At 62.6% G+C, this 17550-nt stretch carries 16 protein-coding genes; 1 reads left to right on the top strand and 15 read right to left on the bottom strand.

Annotation, left to right across the window (positions count from 1 at the left end):
• Positions 1-5: 5 nt before the first annotated feature.
• From RIN49_RS18210 to RIN49_RS18170, 9 genes are all read right to left on the bottom strand, one after another.
• A complete protein-coding gene (locus tag RIN49_RS18210) occupies positions 6-971 on the bottom strand; it encodes a carbohydrate ABC transporter permease (protein ID WP_309121583.1) in 966 nt (321 codons plus the stop codon).
• Positions 968-2299: an ABC transporter substrate-binding protein gene (locus RIN49_RS18205; RefSeq protein WP_309121582.1), complete on the bottom strand. Its 1332-nt coding sequence runs from the start codon at positions 2297-2299 to the stop codon at positions 968-970. Before RIN49_RS18205 ends, RIN49_RS18210 begins: the two co-directional genes overlap by 4 nt.
• A gap of 35 nt (positions 2300-2334) precedes the next feature.
• Complete coding sequence (locus tag RIN49_RS18200) at positions 2335-3165, bottom strand: metallophosphoesterase family protein (RefSeq protein WP_309121581.1); 831 nt, start codon at positions 3163-3165, stop codon at positions 2335-2337.
• A gap of 3 nt (positions 3166-3168) precedes the next feature.
• Positions 3169-4182 (bottom strand): metallophosphoesterase family protein, encoded by a 1014-nt coding sequence (locus tag RIN49_RS18195; protein ID WP_309121580.1) that lies wholly within the window; start codon positions 4180-4182, stop codon positions 3169-3171.
• 150 nt (positions 4183-4332) lie between these two features.
• Entirely contained in the window at positions 4333-5628 is a 1296-nt protein-coding gene (murA, locus tag RIN49_RS18190) for a UDP-N-acetylglucosamine 1-carboxyvinyltransferase (protein ID WP_309121579.1), read from the bottom strand.
• A 19-nt stretch (positions 5629-5647) separates the two neighbouring features.
• Positions 5648-6403, bottom strand: coding sequence for an FHA domain-containing protein (locus RIN49_RS18185; protein ID WP_309121578.1), 756 nt, complete (start codon positions 6401-6403; stop codon positions 5648-5650).
• Positions 6404-6604: 201 nt separating this feature from the next.
• Positions 6605-7390, bottom strand: a complete 786-nt coding sequence (locus RIN49_RS18180; protein WP_309121577.1) for a LamG domain-containing protein — start codon at positions 7388-7390, stop codon at positions 6605-6607.
• Positions 7391-7409: 19 nt separating this feature from the next.
• A complete protein-coding gene (locus tag RIN49_RS18175; RefSeq protein WP_309121576.1) occupies positions 7410-7982 on the bottom strand; it encodes a phytanoyl-CoA dioxygenase family protein in 573 nt (190 codons plus the stop codon).
• Entirely contained in the window at positions 7979-8179 is a 201-nt protein-coding gene (locus tag RIN49_RS18170) for a hypothetical protein (RefSeq protein ID WP_309121575.1), read from the bottom strand. Before RIN49_RS18170 ends, RIN49_RS18175 begins: the two co-directional genes overlap by 4 nt.
• A gap of 162 nt (positions 8180-8341) precedes the next feature.
• Here RIN49_RS18170 and RIN49_RS18165 point away from each other — a divergent pair, with 162 nt between their 5' ends.
• The gene (locus RIN49_RS18165; protein ID WP_309121574.1) at positions 8342-8656 is read left to right on the top strand and encodes a helix-turn-helix domain-containing protein; all 315 of its coding nucleotides are present in this window, start codon (positions 8342-8344) and stop codon (positions 8654-8656) included.
• A gap of 53 nt (positions 8657-8709) precedes the next feature.
• Here RIN49_RS18165 and RIN49_RS18160 read toward each other — a convergent pair whose 3' ends face one another.
• The 6 genes from RIN49_RS18160 to RIN49_RS18135 all read right to left on the bottom strand — a co-directional run bounded on the left by RIN49_RS18160 (position 8710) and on the right by RIN49_RS18135 (position 17525).
• Entirely contained in the window at positions 8710-11043 is a 2334-nt protein-coding gene (locus tag RIN49_RS18160; protein WP_309121573.1) for a helix-turn-helix domain-containing protein, read from the bottom strand.
• A 5-nt stretch (positions 11044-11048) separates the two neighbouring features.
• The gene (locus RIN49_RS18155; protein ID WP_309121572.1) at positions 11049-11933 is read right to left on the bottom strand and encodes a carbohydrate ABC transporter permease; all 885 of its coding nucleotides are present in this window, start codon (positions 11931-11933) and stop codon (positions 11049-11051) included.
• A 16-nt stretch (positions 11934-11949) separates the two neighbouring features.
• Entirely contained in the window at positions 11950-12870 is a 921-nt protein-coding gene (locus RIN49_RS18150) for an ABC transporter permease (RefSeq protein ID WP_309121571.1), read from the bottom strand.
• An 89-nt stretch (positions 12871-12959) separates the two neighbouring features.
• Positions 12960-14606, bottom strand: a complete 1647-nt coding sequence (locus tag RIN49_RS18145) for an extracellular solute-binding protein (protein WP_309121570.1) — start codon at positions 14604-14606, stop codon at positions 12960-12962.
• 151 nt (positions 14607-14757) lie between these two features.
• A complete protein-coding gene (locus RIN49_RS18140; protein ID WP_309121569.1) occupies positions 14758-16686 on the bottom strand; it encodes an FAD-dependent oxidoreductase in 1929 nt (642 codons plus the stop codon).
• Complete coding sequence (locus RIN49_RS18135) at positions 16683-17525, bottom strand: hypothetical protein (RefSeq protein ID WP_309121568.1); 843 nt, start codon at positions 17523-17525, stop codon at positions 16683-16685. The genes RIN49_RS18140 and RIN49_RS18135 overlap by 4 nt, the downstream gene beginning before the upstream one ends.
• Positions 17526-17550 lie beyond the last annotated feature (25 nt).

Raw genomic sequence — 17550 nt, 5'->3', positions numbered from 1 at the left:
CCTCCTTAGTTGTCGTAAAACGACAGTTTGCTCGACAGCTTCAACAATCCGAGCGCGACGAGGCCCGAGCCGACGAAGACGAGCACGGCCGCCGCGGAGCTCCACCCGACGGCGAACGTCTTAAACCCGTACGTCCACAGCACGTAATACAGATTCGTCGTCGAGCCGAGCGGTCCGCCCTGCGTCAGCACGTTCACATAGGAGAAGCTCCACTCCGAGGCGAACAGGACGCTGAGCATCGTCATGAACAAGATCGTCGGCGACAGCAGCGGAAGCAGCACGTACCGAAGAATTTGCCAGGGCCCCGCCCGGTCCATCCGCGCCGCTTCGACGTATTCCTTATTGATGCCGGCGAGCGCCGCCGAAAAAATCAAAGTGCTGAACCCGATCAGCTTCCAGCCGGTGATGAACGTGATCGACCAGATCGCCCAATTCGCGTCCGTGAAGAAGCGGATCGGCTCCTCCATCCCGAATCCCGTTCGCAGCGTCCGATTGACGATGCCGCCCATCGGATTCAGAATCCAGCTCCAGACCGAAGACACCGCGACCGGGGCCATGATCATCGGGACGAAAATGAGTGCGCGATACAAGTTCCGCGCCCGACCGCCGATCCGATCCGTGAGCACCGCGACGACGAGCGGAAGAAGCAGGGAGAACGGGAGCACGCCGACCGTATAGATGAGCGTGTTCAGCAGCGCCTTCCCCATCTCGGGCAGCGCGAACAGCTTCGCGAAGTTGCTCCACCCGACGAACGTCTTCGGCGACGTCGGCAGCATATTCCACTCATAGAAGCTGAGTTGGAACGTGCTGACGAGCGGCCGATAAATCCAATACCCGATCGACAGCAGCGCGGGCAGCAGGTACAAATAAGGGATCGCCTTCCCGAGCGCGCGCTTCTTGCCCGAGCGGGGCAGGCGGTTGCTCCTGCCGCGCGCGGACAACTTCGATGCAATGGCGCCGCCGTTCATCATGGCATCAACGACTGCGCCCGGCGCTGCGCCTCCTGCATCATCGCCGCGACGTCGCCCGTCCCCTGGATCGACTGCTGGACCGCCTCCAGCAGCGTCGTCTCGATCTGAAGCCAGTTCGGTCCCGGGTAAGAAATCCACGGACGCAGCCGCGTCAGCTGCTCCAAATTCGGCTTCACCAGCGGATTCGCTTCGACCCAATCCTTCAAGTACTTCGGGTCGTCGACGATCGCGGGACGAAGCGGCAAATACCCGATCTTGGACGTAATAATCGTGTAGCCGCGTTCGCTCGTCACGAACTTCAGGAACTCCCAAGCCGCCTTCTGCTTCGCTTCGTCGCCGGACAGGATGAACAGCGCGCTTCCCGAATTGACCGGCGTCGTCGGCTTGTCGCCGAAGGACGGCATCGCGGCCGCTTTAAGCTCCCAGCCTCCGGCCTGCGACGCTTGGATGAAGGCGCTCTGCAGCGCGCTCGTGTAAAGCAGCATCCCGAGCTTGCCTTCGCTGAACGCTTGAATGACTTCGCCGTCGTTCAGCTTGTCGTGCGCTCCGCTCAGTACCATGTCCTGCCACATCCGGATCGCTTCGACCGCCTCCGGCTCGCCGAAGCGGATCGTCGCGCGATCGTCGGACAGCACCTCGCCGCCGTTGCTGCCGATGAGCGCCTGCACGATCCAGTCGTTGCCCGCCGAGCCGCCGATATGTACGCCCTCCGCCTCCGTCTTGCCGGCGATCTGCAGCGCGGCCTCCTTCACCTCCGCCCACGTCGTCGGCGGCGCGTTCGGGTCGAGTCCCGCGTCCGCGAACAGCTTCGCGTTGTAGAACAAGACCGGCGTGCTGAAGGTGAACGGAAGCCCGTACGTCTTGCCGTTCAGTCTGCCGAGCTCCAGCCCGTTGGGCGAGAACCCCTCGAACGTCTGCGACAGCTCCTCGGCCGGCACCAGATCCTCCAGCGCCTTGGCATTGTAGTTGTGGACCGCGTAATCGAGCCCGTCGAACACGAGCTGCGCCACATCCGGGCTGGCCCCCGCAGCGATGTCCGCTTGCACCTTCGTGTTGATTTCCGTGGAAGCGACGGCGATCGGATCGATATCGATCTGCGGATGCGCGGCCTCGAACTCGTCGATCAGCTGCTGCGTGCCTTCTTTCTGGCTGGCGATCGCAAGATTGTAGGAGTAGAACGTGATTTTGACTTTCTCTCCTGCGTCCGTTCCGCCCGCGGCGGCGGCCGCCGCGCTTCCGTCGACCGTTCCGTTCGCATTGCCGCACGCCGACGCGAACAGCATCGTCAGCGCTAGTACACCGCCAAGCTTCGTTTTCGTATGGAACATCCTATTTTCCCTCCATCGGTAAAGGTTCTGTGCGCTCACTGCGCTGCGAACGTTGCCGTGAAGACATGTTCGTAGAGCAGGCGCTGCTCGCCCGGCAAGGTCATGGGTTGGACGGACATGCCGGTGTCCTTCACCGTCGCCAGGTTATACCCCGATCGCTCGAGGAAACGCATCGCTTGTTCCGCGGAGGCGTCCAAGCCGAAGGCGACGCCGTCCGCCGTCGCGCACAACGCGCCGTTCAGCGTACCGACGTTGTGGTAGTGGATATGTCCGGACAGCAAGCCGATGACGTCGCTTCCTTCGATGGCCCGCGCGAGGTCCTGCACGTTTTCCAAGAGATGATCGTCCATAAGCGTCGTAGGCGTGCGCACCGCCGGATGATGATGCACGAGAACGGTTCCTAGCGGCGCCGGCTGCTCTAGCAGCTCGCGCAGCCAGACGAGCTGAGCCTCGTCGATCCGTCCGGCATGCGAGTCCGGCACCTGCGTGTTCAGCATGACGACCCGGAGCCCGCCCGAGAGGAAGCTGTAATAATAGGACTGCTCCGTAGGCGATTCTCCTAAGAATCCTTCGCGGAAGGCCGGCCGACGGTCATGATTGCCGAGCGCGACATGGATCGGAATGCCGAGCTCCCGCTCCGCGTCGCCGATGAGCGACCGAAGGAAGCGGTAATCCTCGACGTCGCCGTCATGCGTCAGGTCCCCGCTGACGACGAGGAACGCCGGCTTCGTCCGCAGCGCGGCGATGCTTGCGATCGTCTTTCGAAACTTCTCGGTCGTATCGAGTCCGAACAGCGGCGTCTTCCCCGGCACGCTGATATGAATGTCCGTCAGGTGGATGAAGTAGATGGCTTCCGTCCTGCTCATCGTCTACACTCCTTCGCTCACGGCGGTCGGCTTCGGCGGCGCGTAAGCGGCGATCTCGGCGATTCCGTTCAGCGGCAGCACGCGATACGAAGGCTTCCCGTCGCGCACCGTGACCCACAGCATCATGTTCGCGTTGCAAGGGGCCGCGCCGTCGCCGTGAGCCAATCCGCCCGTCCGTCCCATCTGAATTCGCTCGTTGCCGTTCCGTTCTTCGTATTCCAAAGCGTGAAGATGTCCGGCGAAGATCGTATGCTTTCGGCCTTCGAGCAGCTGCAGCAGCTTGGCGTACTCCTCGCTGTCCGTCTTCCACCCCGGCTTATGCATCGTGACGAACGTCCACTTCGCGTCCGAATGTTCCGCCAGCGCCCGCTCGACGAACGCCAGCTGTTCTTCGCCGAACGACAGGTTGATCTTAGAGAGGCTGAGAAGCTGCTCGGGAGGAACGGTGGCGACCAGATCCGCATAGAACGACTTGCCGACTTCCCCGGCCGGCGCCGCATGGCGCTTCATGCCGTCCGTCGCCCGCTTGATGGCGTCGACGACCGCATCCGGCAGCTCGTCCGGCGTCCGCTCGGTGTTAAGCATGACGAACAGCGCGTCTCCCGCGCGGAAGGCGTAATATGTCGGTCCTTTCCGCTCCCGCCAGACGTCCGCCATCAGCCGATTGCTGTAGTCGTGGTTGCCGACGGCCGGGAAGAACGGCAGTCCCGACGCTTCGATCTTGGCGTCGAACTCGTCCCACTCCGCGTGCGCGTCCGCTTCGTTCCGCCAGTAGCCCTCGATCATGTCGCCCACCGTGACGACGAACTCGGGCCTCAGGTCCTTCAAGACCTCCAACGCGCGTTCGAACACGCCTTCGGTCGCCATCCCGCAGCGGTCTCCCAGGACGGCGAACGAAAAGGTCTCGTACCGCCCTTCCGACAAACGTCCGAACCAGGGACGCTTCCCCGCTGCGTACTCCGCGTCCGCCATCATCTCGATGGCGCCGCCTTCCCGACTCAACTTCGCTCCCAGCATAACTTCCTCTCCCTCCTAGTCTCCCTTGTCCTACGAGTAGAAGTATGCAGGTTGTATGTAAGCTGAAGATTAACGGGGTTTGAAGATTATGCAAATCTGGGAGCCGTCTTAACAAAACAAAAAAACGCCTGTCGGCGTCCTTTCGATAATCTATGAACCTTGCAGGCGATACCGCTCGGGCAGCGATTGCGCATCCATCTCGCGCATCGAGAGCTTCGCTCCGATGGAACGGAAGCTGCCGATCACGTCCTCGTAGCCGCGTTCGATGTGCTCGACGCCCGTGATGCATGTGCTTCCCTCGGCCGCCAAGCCGGCCAATAACAAGCAAGTGCCGGCGCGCACGTCCGTAGCGTGCACCCATCCGCCTTGCAGCGGAAGTCCGCCCCGGATCATGGCGCTCTCTTTCCGAATTTCGATGTCCGCGCCGAGCCGCCGCAGCTGCGGCACGTGAGCGAACCGTTTCGGAAAGACGCGCTCCGTCACGATGCTCTTGCCCTTCGCCTGCAACAGAAGGGCGGTCATGGGCTGCTGCAAGTCGGTGGCGAAGCCCGGGTACATGCCGGTGCGAATCCGCGTCGCTTTCGGCGCGCCCGTACCGTAAGCCGTAATGCGACCCTCCCCGCATTCTACGGTCATCCCGATCTCCTCCATCTTGGCGAGGAGGGCGCCGAGATGCTCGGGGATCGCGTCCATGACGGTAACCTGACCTCCTTGAAGCCCGGCCGCCATCAAGAAGGCTCCGGCAATTAACCGGTCCGGGATGACCGCGTGCGTCCCCCCGTTCAAATAGGGAACGCCCTCGATGCGGATCCGATCGGTTCCCGCCCCGTAAATCCGCGCGCCGAGACGGTTCAGGAACGTCGCGGTGTCGACCACCTCCGGGTCCACCGCCGCGTTGTACAGCCGCGTTCGGCCCTTGGCCCGCACGGCCGCCAGCATCGCGTTCATCGTCGCGCCGGAGGTGACGGTGTCGAAGTAGATGTCCGCCCCATGCAGCTCCGCGGCCTCGACTACATAATGTTCTTTAAAAAAACGAACCTGCGCGCCCAGCGCTTGGAACGCCTTCATATGCTGATCGATCGGCCGGGAGACGAAATCGTCGCCTCCCGGAAATCCGATCGTAACCCTGCCGAATTTGGATAGCAGCGCGCCTGCGAAATAATAGGAAGCCCGATAGCTGGATGCCTTGCCCGGGTCGATGACGGCGCTGTGAATCCAGCGCGGATCGACGACGATCGTTCCGCCCTCCCGCTTCATTCCCATGCCGATATCTTGGCCGATCCCCGCTATCACGCGGATGTCGTCGATTCGCGGGATGCCCTCTAACGTTACGATATCGTCCGCCAGACAAGCGGCGGCAAGCAGCGCAAGGGAGCTGTTCTTCGCGCCCGGGATATGTACTTGCCCGTTCAGAGGGCCCGAATATTCCGCCTGGATGTACTTCATGAGGTTATTCCCACTCTCGTTATGACGTTTTCAATTCCGATTCGAGCACGTATCCGCTGCCGCGTACGGCGCTGATGAGAAAGTTGTCTTTTCCGTATTTTTTCCGGACCCGATAGATGAGCGCGTTCAATTCGTCGAGCGTCACATCCGGAACGCCCTCCGCTCCGGGCGATCGTTCCGGCCATACGCTGGACTTAATCTTTTCCAACGGAACGAGCCGGTTCGCATGTTCATGAAGCACGCGAATCAGCAAATATTCTTTCTCCGACATCGGGATCCGCTTGCCTTCCACGACGCATTCCCGCTTCTCCCAATGGATCGTCAGCGGCGGTTCCGGAGCTTCCAACCGCTTGGCGATGCTGAACGGCTCGATTTCAAGCGTTTGATCCGCGAACAAATAAGAGAAGTGGAGGACGATCATCCCTTTGGCAAGCTTGATGATGTCGAAATTGTCGAGAGGATGCGGGGTGTGAGGCGCGACCCGTACGCCGTTGATTTCCGTGCCGTGCCGGCTCCCCAAGTCGTAAAGGACCGCCTTCTCCCGCTCCTTCCGGATCACGAGGTGCTGCCTGGAAATGAACGGGTTGGTGAAGGCGACATCCGGCGTCATCTGGTTGGACAATCGGCCGACCAGCGTTTCCTCAGAGTATAGATTCATGCAGTTCCCCGATCGGTACGGTTCGCCGCGAATGACGTACAGACATGCGAAGTGTTCCAGTTTCGTCCCCTCCGTCGACGACGGCAGGCAGCCGCCGGTATTGGAAAATGACTCCATGGTTCATCGTAACCCAAACCCGGGACGAATGAAATCCCCGAAGCACTGACGATCCGCTCACATTTCAATAACTCCCCTCCGCGCGAAAGAGGCCGCCGGGGATTCCGGCGGCCTCGCGGCGGGTGTCGCGATGGTTATTCTCTTTTCCCTTTGGGCTCCAAGGAAGCGTTCCGCATCATGGGGTAAGTTTTCGCAATCGTTCTATATGGGTACGGCGCGGTGCAGTCTCGCCATCTCCGCTTCGGTCAGCGCCCGGTCGAAGACGGCCAGCCCCCCTAAGGTCCCCTCGAAAAAGTTGCCCATCTCGCCGTGCCGATGGACGGCGCCGACCGTAAAGTCGGCCCCGTCGGCGCCCCCGTCGTATAAGCCGTCCGGGTAAGGGTACGGATTGTACCCGTCGCGGCGATCCAGCGTTCCGTTCAAATACGATCGCGCGTACGCGCCGTCGTACGTGAAGGCGACGAAGCTCCAAGTCCCGTACGGCACCGCCGTCGAGCCGATCGAGGCGTCCATGCAATACTTGTGCCCGGGCGTCGGGCCGCCGGACGCGGAGACGTGCCCGCATACTTGATGACCGCTTCCCCAGATGCGCAAGTCCAGAAACAGGCCATACTGCCGCTTCTTCTCCGATTCGTTCCACATGCCGGCGATCGCTTGGCATTCCGGCCTCCGAACGTCCTTGCGCTTCACCCAAGCGGCGACGGTCACCGCCGCGCCTTCGCCGCCGAGGCGCAGCGCCGGGCATGCGGTCCGCGGCAGGCGCAGCCACTGTCCGCGCTCGAGCTCCATCGCATGCGGTCCGAAGAGGCCGTCCCCCGTTCGGCGGATGAACCCGCCCTTCGGCTCCAACGCGTACGCATGCGGACCGTCGGCGACCTTCGCGGCGCCTTCCGCGTCTTGGAAATTCCAGAAGGCGACCAGCCCCGCCGTGCCCAGCACGGCCGCTCTTCCGGCGTCGGATGCGTCCTTACCCTTTTCCCCATACATGTCGCATGCCCCCGTCCCGCTAAAACATATGGTATCGGCTCGCGTCTTTCCCGTGGAGGCTGTACCGTGCGTAATGCTGATAATGCGCTTTGTACAATCGGCCGTCCTTCGCGGGGTGGTACGTCAAAAACAGCTGCTTCCGACTTCGATCGGACAAGTTCGGTCCGCTCCGGTGCGGCGCAAGGGAGTGGAAGATGATGATGTCCCCGGGGTTCGTCTCGGCGATCTCCCCCCGCGCCTCGTCGATCTCCGCGATTTCCTCCGCGTTCATATTGCGCAGCTCGCCCGGCGTCGAACGCAATCGGTCGTGGTAGCCCGGGAAGAGCTCGAGACCTCCGTTCGCGACGCTCGCCCCGTCGATGGCGACCATGACCGAAACTAGCCCCTCGATCGGGAACCCTTGCCACCATGAGGCGTCTTGGTGCATCGGATAGCCGTTGGCCCCCGGCAGCTTGAAGATCAGCTTATCCTTGAACAACAGCGGCTCGTCGAGGTACAGATCGCGGAGCGGCGATAAGATTCTCTCGTTGCGGACAAGCTCCTCGAACACCGGCGAGATGTCGTGCACGGGGTCGAGCCGTTCGATTTTCACCGAGCCGTCCGCGTAACGCTTTGTCCCGCGCGAACGTTATAAGGATTCGTGTAGTCCGGCAGCGTCAAGAGCCGATCGCACTCGACCTGCATCACCTCGGCTTCCTTCTCCGCGAACACGTTCCGCAGCACCAGATAGCCCTGCTCGCGATACGTTCGCAGCTGCTCGAAGCTTAACGCTCGAACTTCTCTCTTCATAGGTTACGCCCCTGCCTTCATGTCGTATTTTTCCTGCTGCTCTTATTTCCGGACCGCAGAGACAAGGAAGAGGGCGAGCACCTGCTCCTCGACCTGCTGTATCTGACCGTTCGCGCCCGGAGGCAGGCCGAGCGGAGCGGGAATCGCTGCGGCGATCCCCTGATGGAGCGAGCGGCGGCGTACATAAGGCAGCATGCGCTCGAAGGCCGGCTGTCGCTGCAGCAGCTCGCGGAACGTCTGCGCATCGGACCGTCGCAGCTCACGCGCCGCTTCCAAGCGGCGTACGGCGTCTCCCCCGTTCGCTACGCCACCGAGGCGCGGCTTGCGAAAGCCCGGGCGCTGCTCTCCGACGCCGAGCTGACGTTGGACGAAATCGCGGAACAGTGCGGGTTTCAGAACGCGGTTTATTTCAGCCGCGTGTTTACGAAATATATGAAGTCGAGCCCGTCGGCATATCGGAAAACCCATTGGGTCTGAAACGAAAAGACGCCCCGGTCGTCGCTCGACCGTCAGGCGTCCTGCGTGTGGCTTCATGCCTTATTTTGTTCCTTATGGATGTCCCGGTACACGCCCGGCGTCACGCCTTCGTATTTCTTAAACAGCCGGATGAACGTGCTGATGCTGTAGATGCCGACCTCCTCGGACACCGCCTTGATCGCGGCGTCTTCCCCTTGCAGCAACAGCTTCGCCTTCGCCATGCGGCGCCGGTTGATGTAATCGGACACGGTATCGCCGGTCTGTTCCTTGAAAAACCGAGAGACGTACGACGGATGCAGCGCGAACGTATCGGACAGCGTCGCGGCGGACAGGTTCGGATCCCGGTACGACTCCTCGATGTAGGCGAGCATCTCATCCTTCAGCCGGACGTTGCGGCTCTTCTTCCGCGCTTCGACGTGCGTGCAGACGCTCTCGAGAAACTCCGTCATACGCGCGCGCATGCTGGCGACGGTCTGCTCCTGCAGCATCGCCTGCAACGCGCGCTGGTTTTCCTCTAGCAGCTCCCACTTCCCCGAAGCCGCCTCCGCGGACGCCTTCATCATCGAGCTGACCAAGTCGAACATGAAGCAGCGCGCCATGTCGATCGACATCGGGCTCTCCTGCAGATTGCGCTCGATCACCTCGTCCATGATCGCCTTCGCCATCTCGAAGCTGCCCGACTTCACGTGATTGATGAACTGCTGCTCCTTCTCCAGCGGATACGCGTAAGACGCGCCGGGCTCGCGAATTTGCTCGTAGTCGATCGTCGTGCCGGCGCCGAGCAGCATCCGGTACTCCATCGCCTCCATCGCCTCGCGGTACGCGGTCGGGATCGCTTCGGCCGAGCGGTGGACGCCGCCGAACGAGCTCGTGAATTCGATGCGGAACCGCTCGCCGAGGAAGCTGCGGGCTTCCTCGAGCAAGCGCTGCACGTCCTGCTTCGCCTGCGCCGCCGTCGTGCCGGGCGCGAAGTTGACGAGGCACGCGAGCATCTCGTCCGACTCGGCGACCCACCCCCGATGCTTGCGGCTCGCCAGCTCCTCCACGATGTTGGATAGGATGAGGTGCACGAACCGGAGGTTCTTCTCGACGTCTCGCTCCTCCGCGCGGAATAAGCCGCTGAAGTCTTCGATATAGAAGAGCAGCACGGCGAAGTCGTCGGATAAAAATCGGATGCGGTATTCCTCGAGCGCGGATTCGAGCGGGAAGTTCCGCTCGAGCCGCCCCTTCAGCAGACGAACGATCAGATTCGAACGCAAGACGACGTTCTGCTTGTCGAGCTCGCGCCGCATCGTCTCGTTCCGCTCGAGCGCCTCTTCGAGCGTCTCCCCGATATACTGAAGCTCGTTGCGGGCGCGATGCGGCTCCACCTTGGAGCGAAGCGACACGCTGTCCACGAGGCGGCGGATCGGGACGTAGTTTCGCCGCGCGGCGAAGACGGCCGTCAGCGCGCCGAGCACGACCGCGATGAGCAGCGTGAGCAGCGTCAGATTGCGAACGTACCCGGCCTTCTCGGCATAAAGGCGCATCGGCAGCGAATAGACGTACGTCCAGTCCAGCATGGACGACCGGATATACGAGACGACGACCTCCTCGCCGCTGCCGGTATGACGGACGACGCCGGTATGCTCCGTCGGCTCCCACCCGGTCGGAAGCGCCGGTCCGCCCTCCGCCGCGCCGACGGAGGCGGCCAACACCCGCCGGTTGCCGTCCAAGACGTAGGCGTCGCCGCCGTTGTACGTGCGAATATTTTCTAAAGCGGCCTGCAGCCGCTCTTTATTCATATGGATGACGAGCGTCGCGAGGCGGTCGTTCGGGTTTTCGATCGGGAGCGACTGGGTGAACCAGATGTCCCCTTCGCCGGGAGACACCCCGACGTCCTGCCCGTTCACGAATTCGCCCCGATGCGGCGCGTCGAGAAACTTCCGCCAGACGTCGTACGTGAGGCCCGTATCGGCCAAATACAGCTGGAAAAATACGTCCGGCGCATAATTCGCCTTGTCGGTCACGATGAAGTCGCCGGTGCGGTAATAGATGTAGAAAGTGTCGATGTACCGATTCGTCGAGCTGTAGGTTCGAAAGTCGGCGAATGCCTGTACCATCGTCAGACGATGCTCGGCCGTCAGCCGCTCCGGCGCGTACAGCAGGCCGCGCACCCGCGCATTGAAGGCGACGACCTCTCGCATCCGCTGCACATGCTCGAGCTGCGAGTCGATCTCCTCCCGCAGCTGGCCGAGCAAGGAGGAGTTCGCGCGGTTGATCTCGTCCTCGATGACCCGCTGCGTCTGCGCGTAGATGACGCCCATCATCGCGAGCGGAATGAGGAGCACCAGCGCGTAGGAGCGCAGCCAGGCGAACAAAATGCTGTTCGAGCGCCACTTCCTCATCCGCCTCACCCCTTAATGGACCCTATCATAACACCTTTCACGAAATATTTCTGCAAGAACGGGTAGACGACGAGGATCGGCAGCGTCGCGACGACGATCGTCGCGTATTTGATGCTCTCCCCGACCGCCTGCACGTCGCCGGCCGCGGCGTCGGACGCCATGAATTGCGTGCTGTTCTGGATGAGAATTTCCCGCAGGATGAGCTGGACCGGGAACAGCTCCCGATCGCGCAAGTAAATCATCGCTTGGAACCAAGCGTTCCAATGGCCGACGCTGTAGAACAAGATCATGACGGCGATGACCGGCATCGATAGCGGCACGACGACGCGGAACAAAATCGTGAAATCCTGCGCTCCGTCGATGCGGGCCGATTCGATCAAGCTTTCCGGAATCGAAGCGAACGACGTGCGCAGTATGATCAAGTTCCAAGTCGAGATCGCGCCGGGAATGATCAACGCGGCGAGCGTATTGCCGAGGTGCAGCCAGTTGTTGACGAGCAGGTACGACGGGATGAGGCCGCCGGAGAAGAACATCGTAAAGACGATCAAGAGCATGACGGGACGCGTCCAGGGCACCCCGCGGCGCGAAAGCACATAGGCGCCGAAGCTCGTGAGCGTCAGGTTGACGATCGTGCCGACCGTCGTCAGGAACAGCGTGTTGCGGAAGCCCGTCGCGATGTTCGGGTTGCGGAACACGAGCGCGTAGGCGTCCGTCGTAAACTCGAGCGGCTTCAGCAGCAAGCCCGTATGCGAGAGGAGCAGCATCGAATTGCTGAGGGACGACATGAGCACGTAGACGAACGGGTATAACGTAATGACGATCATGACCAGCATGAGCGCGACGTTGAGCGTATCGAACGCGAGGGACGCGGCGCCTTTTCGCAGTTTCATCGGATGTCCTCCCTCCTTACCATAGACTGGTCTCGCTGACCTTGCGGCTGAACCAGTTCGCGAACACGAGCATCAGGAAGTTCACCGTCGATTGGAACAAGCCGACCGCCGTCGCGTAGCTGAACTCCAGCGTCGAGGTGAGACCGCGCCGGTAGACGAAGGTGTTGATGACGTCCGCCGTGGCATACGTATTCGGGTTGTACAGCAGGATGATTTTCTCGAAGCCGATATCCAGCATGCTCCCGATCTTCAGAATGAGCAAAATGACGATGATCGGGGCGATGCCGGGCAGAGTGACGTAGAGCATCTGCTTCCCGCGGCCCGCGCCGTCCATGCGCGCAGCCTCGTACAGCTCCGGATTGACCCCGCTGATCGCGGCCAGATAGATGATCGAGCTCCAGCCGATCGTCTGCCAGATGTCCGAGACGATATAGATCGTCCGGAAGTTCTCGGGTTGGCCGAGCAGCGCCGTCCGCTCCATGCCGAGCCAGACGAGCAGGTCGGTAATGACGCCGTCGCGCGAGACGAACTGCGTGATCATGCCGCAGATGACGATGAGCGAGATGAAGTGCGGCAGGTATGTTACGGTTTGGACGAGACGCTTGAACTGCTTGCCGACCAGTTCGTTCAACAGCAGCGCGAACAAGATCGGGGCGGGGAACACGAACAACAGCTGATACAGATTGAGCATGAACGTGTTCGTGAGCAATCTCCAGAAGTAATAGCTGTCGAAGAAATCTACGAAGTGCTTCCATCCGACCCAAGGACTGTCGAACAGCCCCTTGGCCACATGATAATCCTTGAACGCGATGATCGCGCCGTACATGGGGACGTACTGGAAGAGCAGGTAATGAAGCGCCACCGGAAAAATCATGATGTACAAATACTTGTGCAAGCGGAAGTCTTTGCGAATGGCGTTCGACCAAACTTTCATCATGATGCGTTCGTCACCACACATTCTAAGTTAGTTAGGTTGGCGGTACCGGAACCCGACGCGGCGTCGTCGGGTTCCGGGCCGCGCGGCGATTACCGCTGGGCGTACCGCTCGACCGCGGCGGCCTTCAGCTCGATCGCCCGTTCGATGTTCATCTTCTTCAGCTGCTCGACGTACGCATCGAAATTGTCAATCGACTCGGAACCCATGACGAACTTCAGGAACATCTCCTCGCGGAATGTGTTCACCTCGGCCATGATCGTCGCGAGCTCGTTCGCTTCCTCCGGCGTGTGGCTGACGAGCGGCAGCCGCGTCTCGAGCGCGTTCGCTTGGTGCTCGCTGAAGATGGCCGAAGCCGCCTTCTGCTGATCGAACGCATAATATTGCTCCGAGTAGCGGTCGTCGCCGACGAAGCCGACGGCCGGCGAGGCCACGCGCAAATATTTGTTCATCGCGTCGCCGACGGACAAGCCGTCCGGGTTTTTCGTAATCAGATCGGAGTATCGCGGATAGCCGTTCTCGTCGTTGAACGTGACGCCCTCGACGCCGAACGACTTCAGGATGTGGCCTTCCTCCGAGAAGTAATAGTCGAGCCACTTCGCCGAGGCTTCGACGTTCTTATTCGAAGGCGTTATGCCGACGCTGCCGGTGCCGCGGTATTCGTACGGCGTCGTGATGAAGCGCGGCTCGTCGCCTTCGTTTTGCACCGGGTACGGCGCGGCGACGAGGTCGTTGCCCGCATCCTTCTCCATGAGCGCCGGCAAATACTTGCCCATGCCGCCGCCGATGTACGCGTAGAACGCCCCGGCGTTGCCGTTGATGATTTTCGCGTCGAAGCCCGCGCCGTCCTGCGTCGCGAAGTCCGGGTCGAGCAGCCCTTCCTCGTACCATGCGTTCAGCATCTGCAGGTATTGCTTGTAGCCCGGCTCGATCGGGCCGAATTTGACGGCGCCGCCGTCCAGATAGAACTCCGTGCCGACGTTGAACGCGCCGTTGAACTGTTGAAGGTTCAAGTTGCCGAGCGTAATCGTGAACGGCGCCGTCGCACCCTTCTCCGCCTTGAAGCGCCGGAGCGTCTCCGTCCACTGATCGACCGTGCGCGGCACGTCGAGCCCGAGGTCGTCGAGCCAGTCCTTGCGAAGCATGAGACCGCTCTGGACGCCGTGGTTGCCGATGCCGATGCTCGGGAACACGTACATCTTGCCGGAGTCGGTTACGACCTGCTTCTTCATGTCCGGATGTTCGTCCAAGTACTTCTTCAGGTTCGGAGCGTGCTGCTCGATCACGTCGTTCAGCTCGATGAGCACGTTGTCCGCGATCGCCTTCTCGGGGCCGCCCGGGTAGGACGTCCAGTTGTACTCGATCATGTCAGGCAGGTCGCCCGAGGCGATCATCAGGTTGAACTGCTCCTTCTCGCTGCCGACGGCGGGATGCTGGAATTCGATATGAACGCCGGTGCGCTTCTCCAGCTCTTGGTACATGAGCGCGTCGTTGAACGTCTGCAGCGATTGCGATTGGCTCGGGCTGATGCCCGCCCAATACGACAGCGTGACCTTCTGGCCGTTCCCCGCCGGCGGCGTCGTCTCGCCCCCGCCCGATTCCGTCTTCGCCGAAGGCTGCTGCGCGGACGGCGTCTCTGCTGCGCCTTCGCCCCCGCCTCCGCCGCCGCTGCATGCCGCCAGCGCCCCGGCGAACAGCGCGAACGTCATGATCCATCCGAATGACTTGTGCATTTTCATTGGCTTGTGACCTCCTGTATAGGTAGAAATCCGGCTCGCTCTCGCGGCTCGTCGCCACTATACCCCGGACGCGGCGCAGCTGTAGATAAGCAACCTGTTATTCCTTGCGCATTCGATGAGAATCGCCGATGCGCAATTCATGCAGCGATCGTTATTCGGTGACGTCGGAGCCGTCCGGCCTCGCCGCAACGCGGTTTTCGCGCTGCCGCTGCGTCGTTGACCAAGCCTCCGCCTGCCGCCGTACGACGCCTCGGATCGTGTCCGCCATGTCGAAATTCACGTCCTTCGACGGCTTCATCGTCACATGGAGCGCGAAGCTCGGCTCGTCGACGATGTCCCTCGCGGCGGCTAACACCCGCTCGCGCTCCGCCGGCCGGCGATCGGCGATCTGGAATAAGGCCCTCAAGGCGAAGGTGAAATATTGGAAAAAGTACTCGTCGTCATGATTGATAAATTCGGCGTCCGTCGATACGTTCTTGAATGCCTCGCGGCTCCGCAACATGTCGATCAGCTCCGGCACGACCGTCTCGTCGTCCAGCTTGCCGAGCAAGTAGATCGCGGCGTAGCCTCGCGCCTGATTGTACTTCCGGCTCGTCTTCGGGAAGAAGCCGTCGCGCTCGCGCATCGTCTCGCGCAGCGCCGGCAGCGCCGCCTCGTCGCCGAGCAGCGCCAGCGCGAAGGCGCTGTGCCGGCGCAGGTGGGCGCGCTCGGTCTGCGCCGCCCACGCCCGCAGCGACGGGAGCATCGCGCCGCCGAGACGCTTCGCGGACCAGATCGCGAGGCCCGGCTTCTCGCCGTTGAGGCCGCTTTGGATGTCCGCTTCGTCCCGCAGCCACCGGATCGACGGCATCGCCTCGTCCACCGACGGCTGGCCGTCGCGCATGCCTTTATGGTTCGCGGCCTGCAGGCAGCCCTTCTCGAGCAGGAGCGGCTTCAGCGACGCATACGGCAGCCGAGTCAGAGGGACGCCTCTTTCGATCGCGAGCGCCGCCGCGAGCCCCGCCGCTTCGCCGCACTTCTGCATATCCCGCTTCATGCGGACGCAAGGCGCCAGATCGTGGTCGACCGCAAGCGCGCGGCCGGCGACGAGAAGGCGGCCGACTCCCTTCGGCAGCAGCGCGCCGAGCGGGACGGGCACCGAAAAGTTCAGTCCCCAGAGGCTGGCCGCCACGATCCAGTCGCGTTGGTTTTCGCTTTCGAACGCCATATCTTTGCCGTGGTTGTCGACGTTCGAGTACGCGTAGAAGATCGGCTCCTCCGTCTCCTTGTCGTCCAGGAAGTCCGCGAACGTTACCTGCCGCTCCCCCTCGATGAATCGGCCTTCCCGGACGCCGAGCAGCGGCGCCAGCTTCACGAACTTCCGCCGCTCCTCGAACCGCTCGGGCTGGTGCGTGTGCACGCAAGCCGACTCGAGGATCGCGCGCGTGTACTCCTCCGCGTCTTCGACGTCGACGTACCCGGAATCCGTGTAGAACGTGTGCACGGCGCCGTCGTTGATCCAGACGAGCGCGTTCGAGAACGGCTGCGCCTTCCCGTCGAGCTCCCGCCCTTTCCGGTACGACGCGCCCGCCATCGCCGCGATCTCCGCGTCGCCCGTACAGTCGATCGCGATGCGGCAGCCGGCTTCGCCCGGCCCGTTCGGGCCGATCCACCGCAGGCCCCGAACCTCGCCCGCCTCGAGGTATACGCCGACCGCCGTGCATTCATAGCGGAGTTCGACGCCCACGGCGAGCGCGCGGCGCTCGAGCGCCAGCTTCTTCAGATCGGCGTTGACGCCGCCGGCCTTCGTATACGCCGCGGCGCCCGACAGCCGCTGCACCTCTTGATCGATCTCCTCGAACAATCCGCCCTTGTTGCCGAAGTAATACCCGACGACGGCGCCGAGCGTGCCCGTGCCGCCCATCGCGTTCAGCCGCTCCACGCCTAGAACGCGGAGGCCGCGTTCCGCCGCGGCGATCGCCGCGAGCGCGCCGGCGGTGCCGAGACCGACGACGATGACGTCGTACGTCTCGGCCGGCGCGAACGCCGCGGGGCGGCGGACTTGGACCCCGTTCCTGCGTTCCCCTATGGTAATCGTCATACCGCATTCCCCCATTCCGAGAAACTCGCTTCCGCGCCGAGCGCCGCGAGCGGCTGCGGGAACGCCGCCGACGGCAGCCACGTCCAATCGCGGCCGATCGCGATCGGCCCTGCCGGCGGCGTCGCGTCGAATTGGTCCGCCACGGCGGCCAACGTCCATCCTTGCAGCGCCTCGGGCTTAGCGGCCCAGAACGCGTGCAGCTTCGCCCGCGCCGCCGCCCAATCGTCCTGCGGCGACACCGGCAGGCTGAAGTACGCTTCCGAGTCGTACCGCCCCCGTTCGACGCGGCAGCCGTCCGCCTCGACCGGAAGGCGCGCGGCTTCCGCCGCGGAGGCGTGCAGCAGCGCGTTCACGCGCTTCGGCACGCCTGCGGCCGGCGCGAAGCCCGGCTTCGACAGACACGTCGACGTCGTGTCGACGATGCGGCGGACGCGAAGGTCGCGGAAGCCCGACGGGTCGAACAACGCGACCGCGTACCCGCCCGCTTCGCCCTCCAGCGGCTCGACGCTCGCGAGCTCCGTCAGAAACCGCACCGGCAGCTTCGCGTCCCGCGTCAGGCGGTACAGCGCCGGAATGACGCCGCCCAGATGCGCCCGGCCTTCGGCCGTCAGCAGCCCGCGTTCGACCAGCTCCCCATGGAACGCCGCCGCGAACCGCCCGCAGTCGTCGGCGCGCCAATCTTCCCCGTGTTTATACGCGTATAGAAATTCATGTCCTACCGTAATCTCCCGATCTACGATCAGAGCGCCGGCTTTCGTCCCCAACGCCAAGCCGATGCCCGCGAACGTCGCGCCGACGATCAGCGTCTCGATATCCCAATGCGTTCGTGCCTGTGCCACACCACAACCTCCTCGGAAACTTTGC

Origin of the sequence: Paenibacillus sp. (assembly GCF_031177825.1) — a bacterium.
Lineage (GTDB): Bacteria > Bacillota > Bacilli > Paenibacillales > YIM-B00363 > Paenibacillus_AE.
Note: the sequence above shows the minus strand (reverse complement) of the source record. Positions and strands in the feature narration are given on the sequence as shown.

Excerpts from the sequence above, each read along its gene's own strand:
- RIN49_RS18160 (WP_309121573.1), bottom strand. The coding sequence starts at position 11,043 with ATGAGGAAGTGGCGCTCGAACAGCATTTTGTTCGCCTGGCTGCGCTCC.
- RIN49_RS18150 (WP_309121571.1), bottom strand. The coding sequence starts at position 12,870 with ATGATGAAAGTTTGGTCGAACGCCATTCGCAAAGACTTCCGCTTGCAC.
- RIN49_RS18155 (WP_309121572.1), bottom strand. The coding sequence starts at position 11,933 with ATGAAACTGCGAAAAGGCGCCGCGTCCCTCGCGTTCGATACGCTCAAC.
- murA (WP_309121579.1), bottom strand. The coding sequence starts at position 5,628 with ATGAAGTACATCCAGGCGGAATATTCGGGCCCTCTGAACGGGCAAGTA.
- RIN49_RS18180 (WP_309121577.1), bottom strand. The coding sequence starts at position 7,390 with ATGTATGGGGAAAAGGGTAAGGACGCATCCGACGCCGGAAGAGCGGCC.
- RIN49_RS18205 (WP_309121582.1), bottom strand. The coding sequence starts at position 2,299 with ATGTTCCATACGAAAACGAAGCTTGGCGGTGTACTAGCGCTGACGATG.
- RIN49_RS18195 (WP_309121580.1), bottom strand. The coding sequence starts at position 4,182 with ATGCTGGGAGCGAAGTTGAGTCGGGAAGGCGGCGCCATCGAGATGATG.
- RIN49_RS18165 (WP_309121574.1), top strand. The coding sequence starts at position 8,342 with ATGGAGCGAGCGGCGGCGTACATAAGGCAGCATGCGCTCGAAGGCCGG.
- RIN49_RS18140 (WP_309121569.1), bottom strand. The coding sequence starts at position 16,686 with ATGACGATTACCATAGGGGAACGCAGGAACGGGGTCCAAGTCCGCCGC.
- RIN49_RS18170 (WP_309121575.1), bottom strand. The coding sequence starts at position 8,179 with ATGAAGAGAGAAGTTCGAGCGTTAAGCTTCGAGCAGCTGCGAACGTAT.
- RIN49_RS18210 (WP_309121583.1), bottom strand. The coding sequence starts at position 971 with ATGATGAACGGCGGCGCCATTGCATCGAAGTTGTCCGCGCGCGGCAGG.
- RIN49_RS18185 (WP_309121578.1), bottom strand. The coding sequence starts at position 6,403 with ATGGAGTCATTTTCCAATACCGGCGGCTGCCTGCCGTCGTCGACGGAG.
- RIN49_RS18200 (WP_309121581.1), bottom strand. The coding sequence starts at position 3,165 with ATGAGCAGGACGGAAGCCATCTACTTCATCCACCTGACGGACATTCAT.
- RIN49_RS18145 (WP_309121570.1), bottom strand. The coding sequence starts at position 14,606 with ATGAAAATGCACAAGTCATTCGGATGGATCATGACGTTCGCGCTGTTC.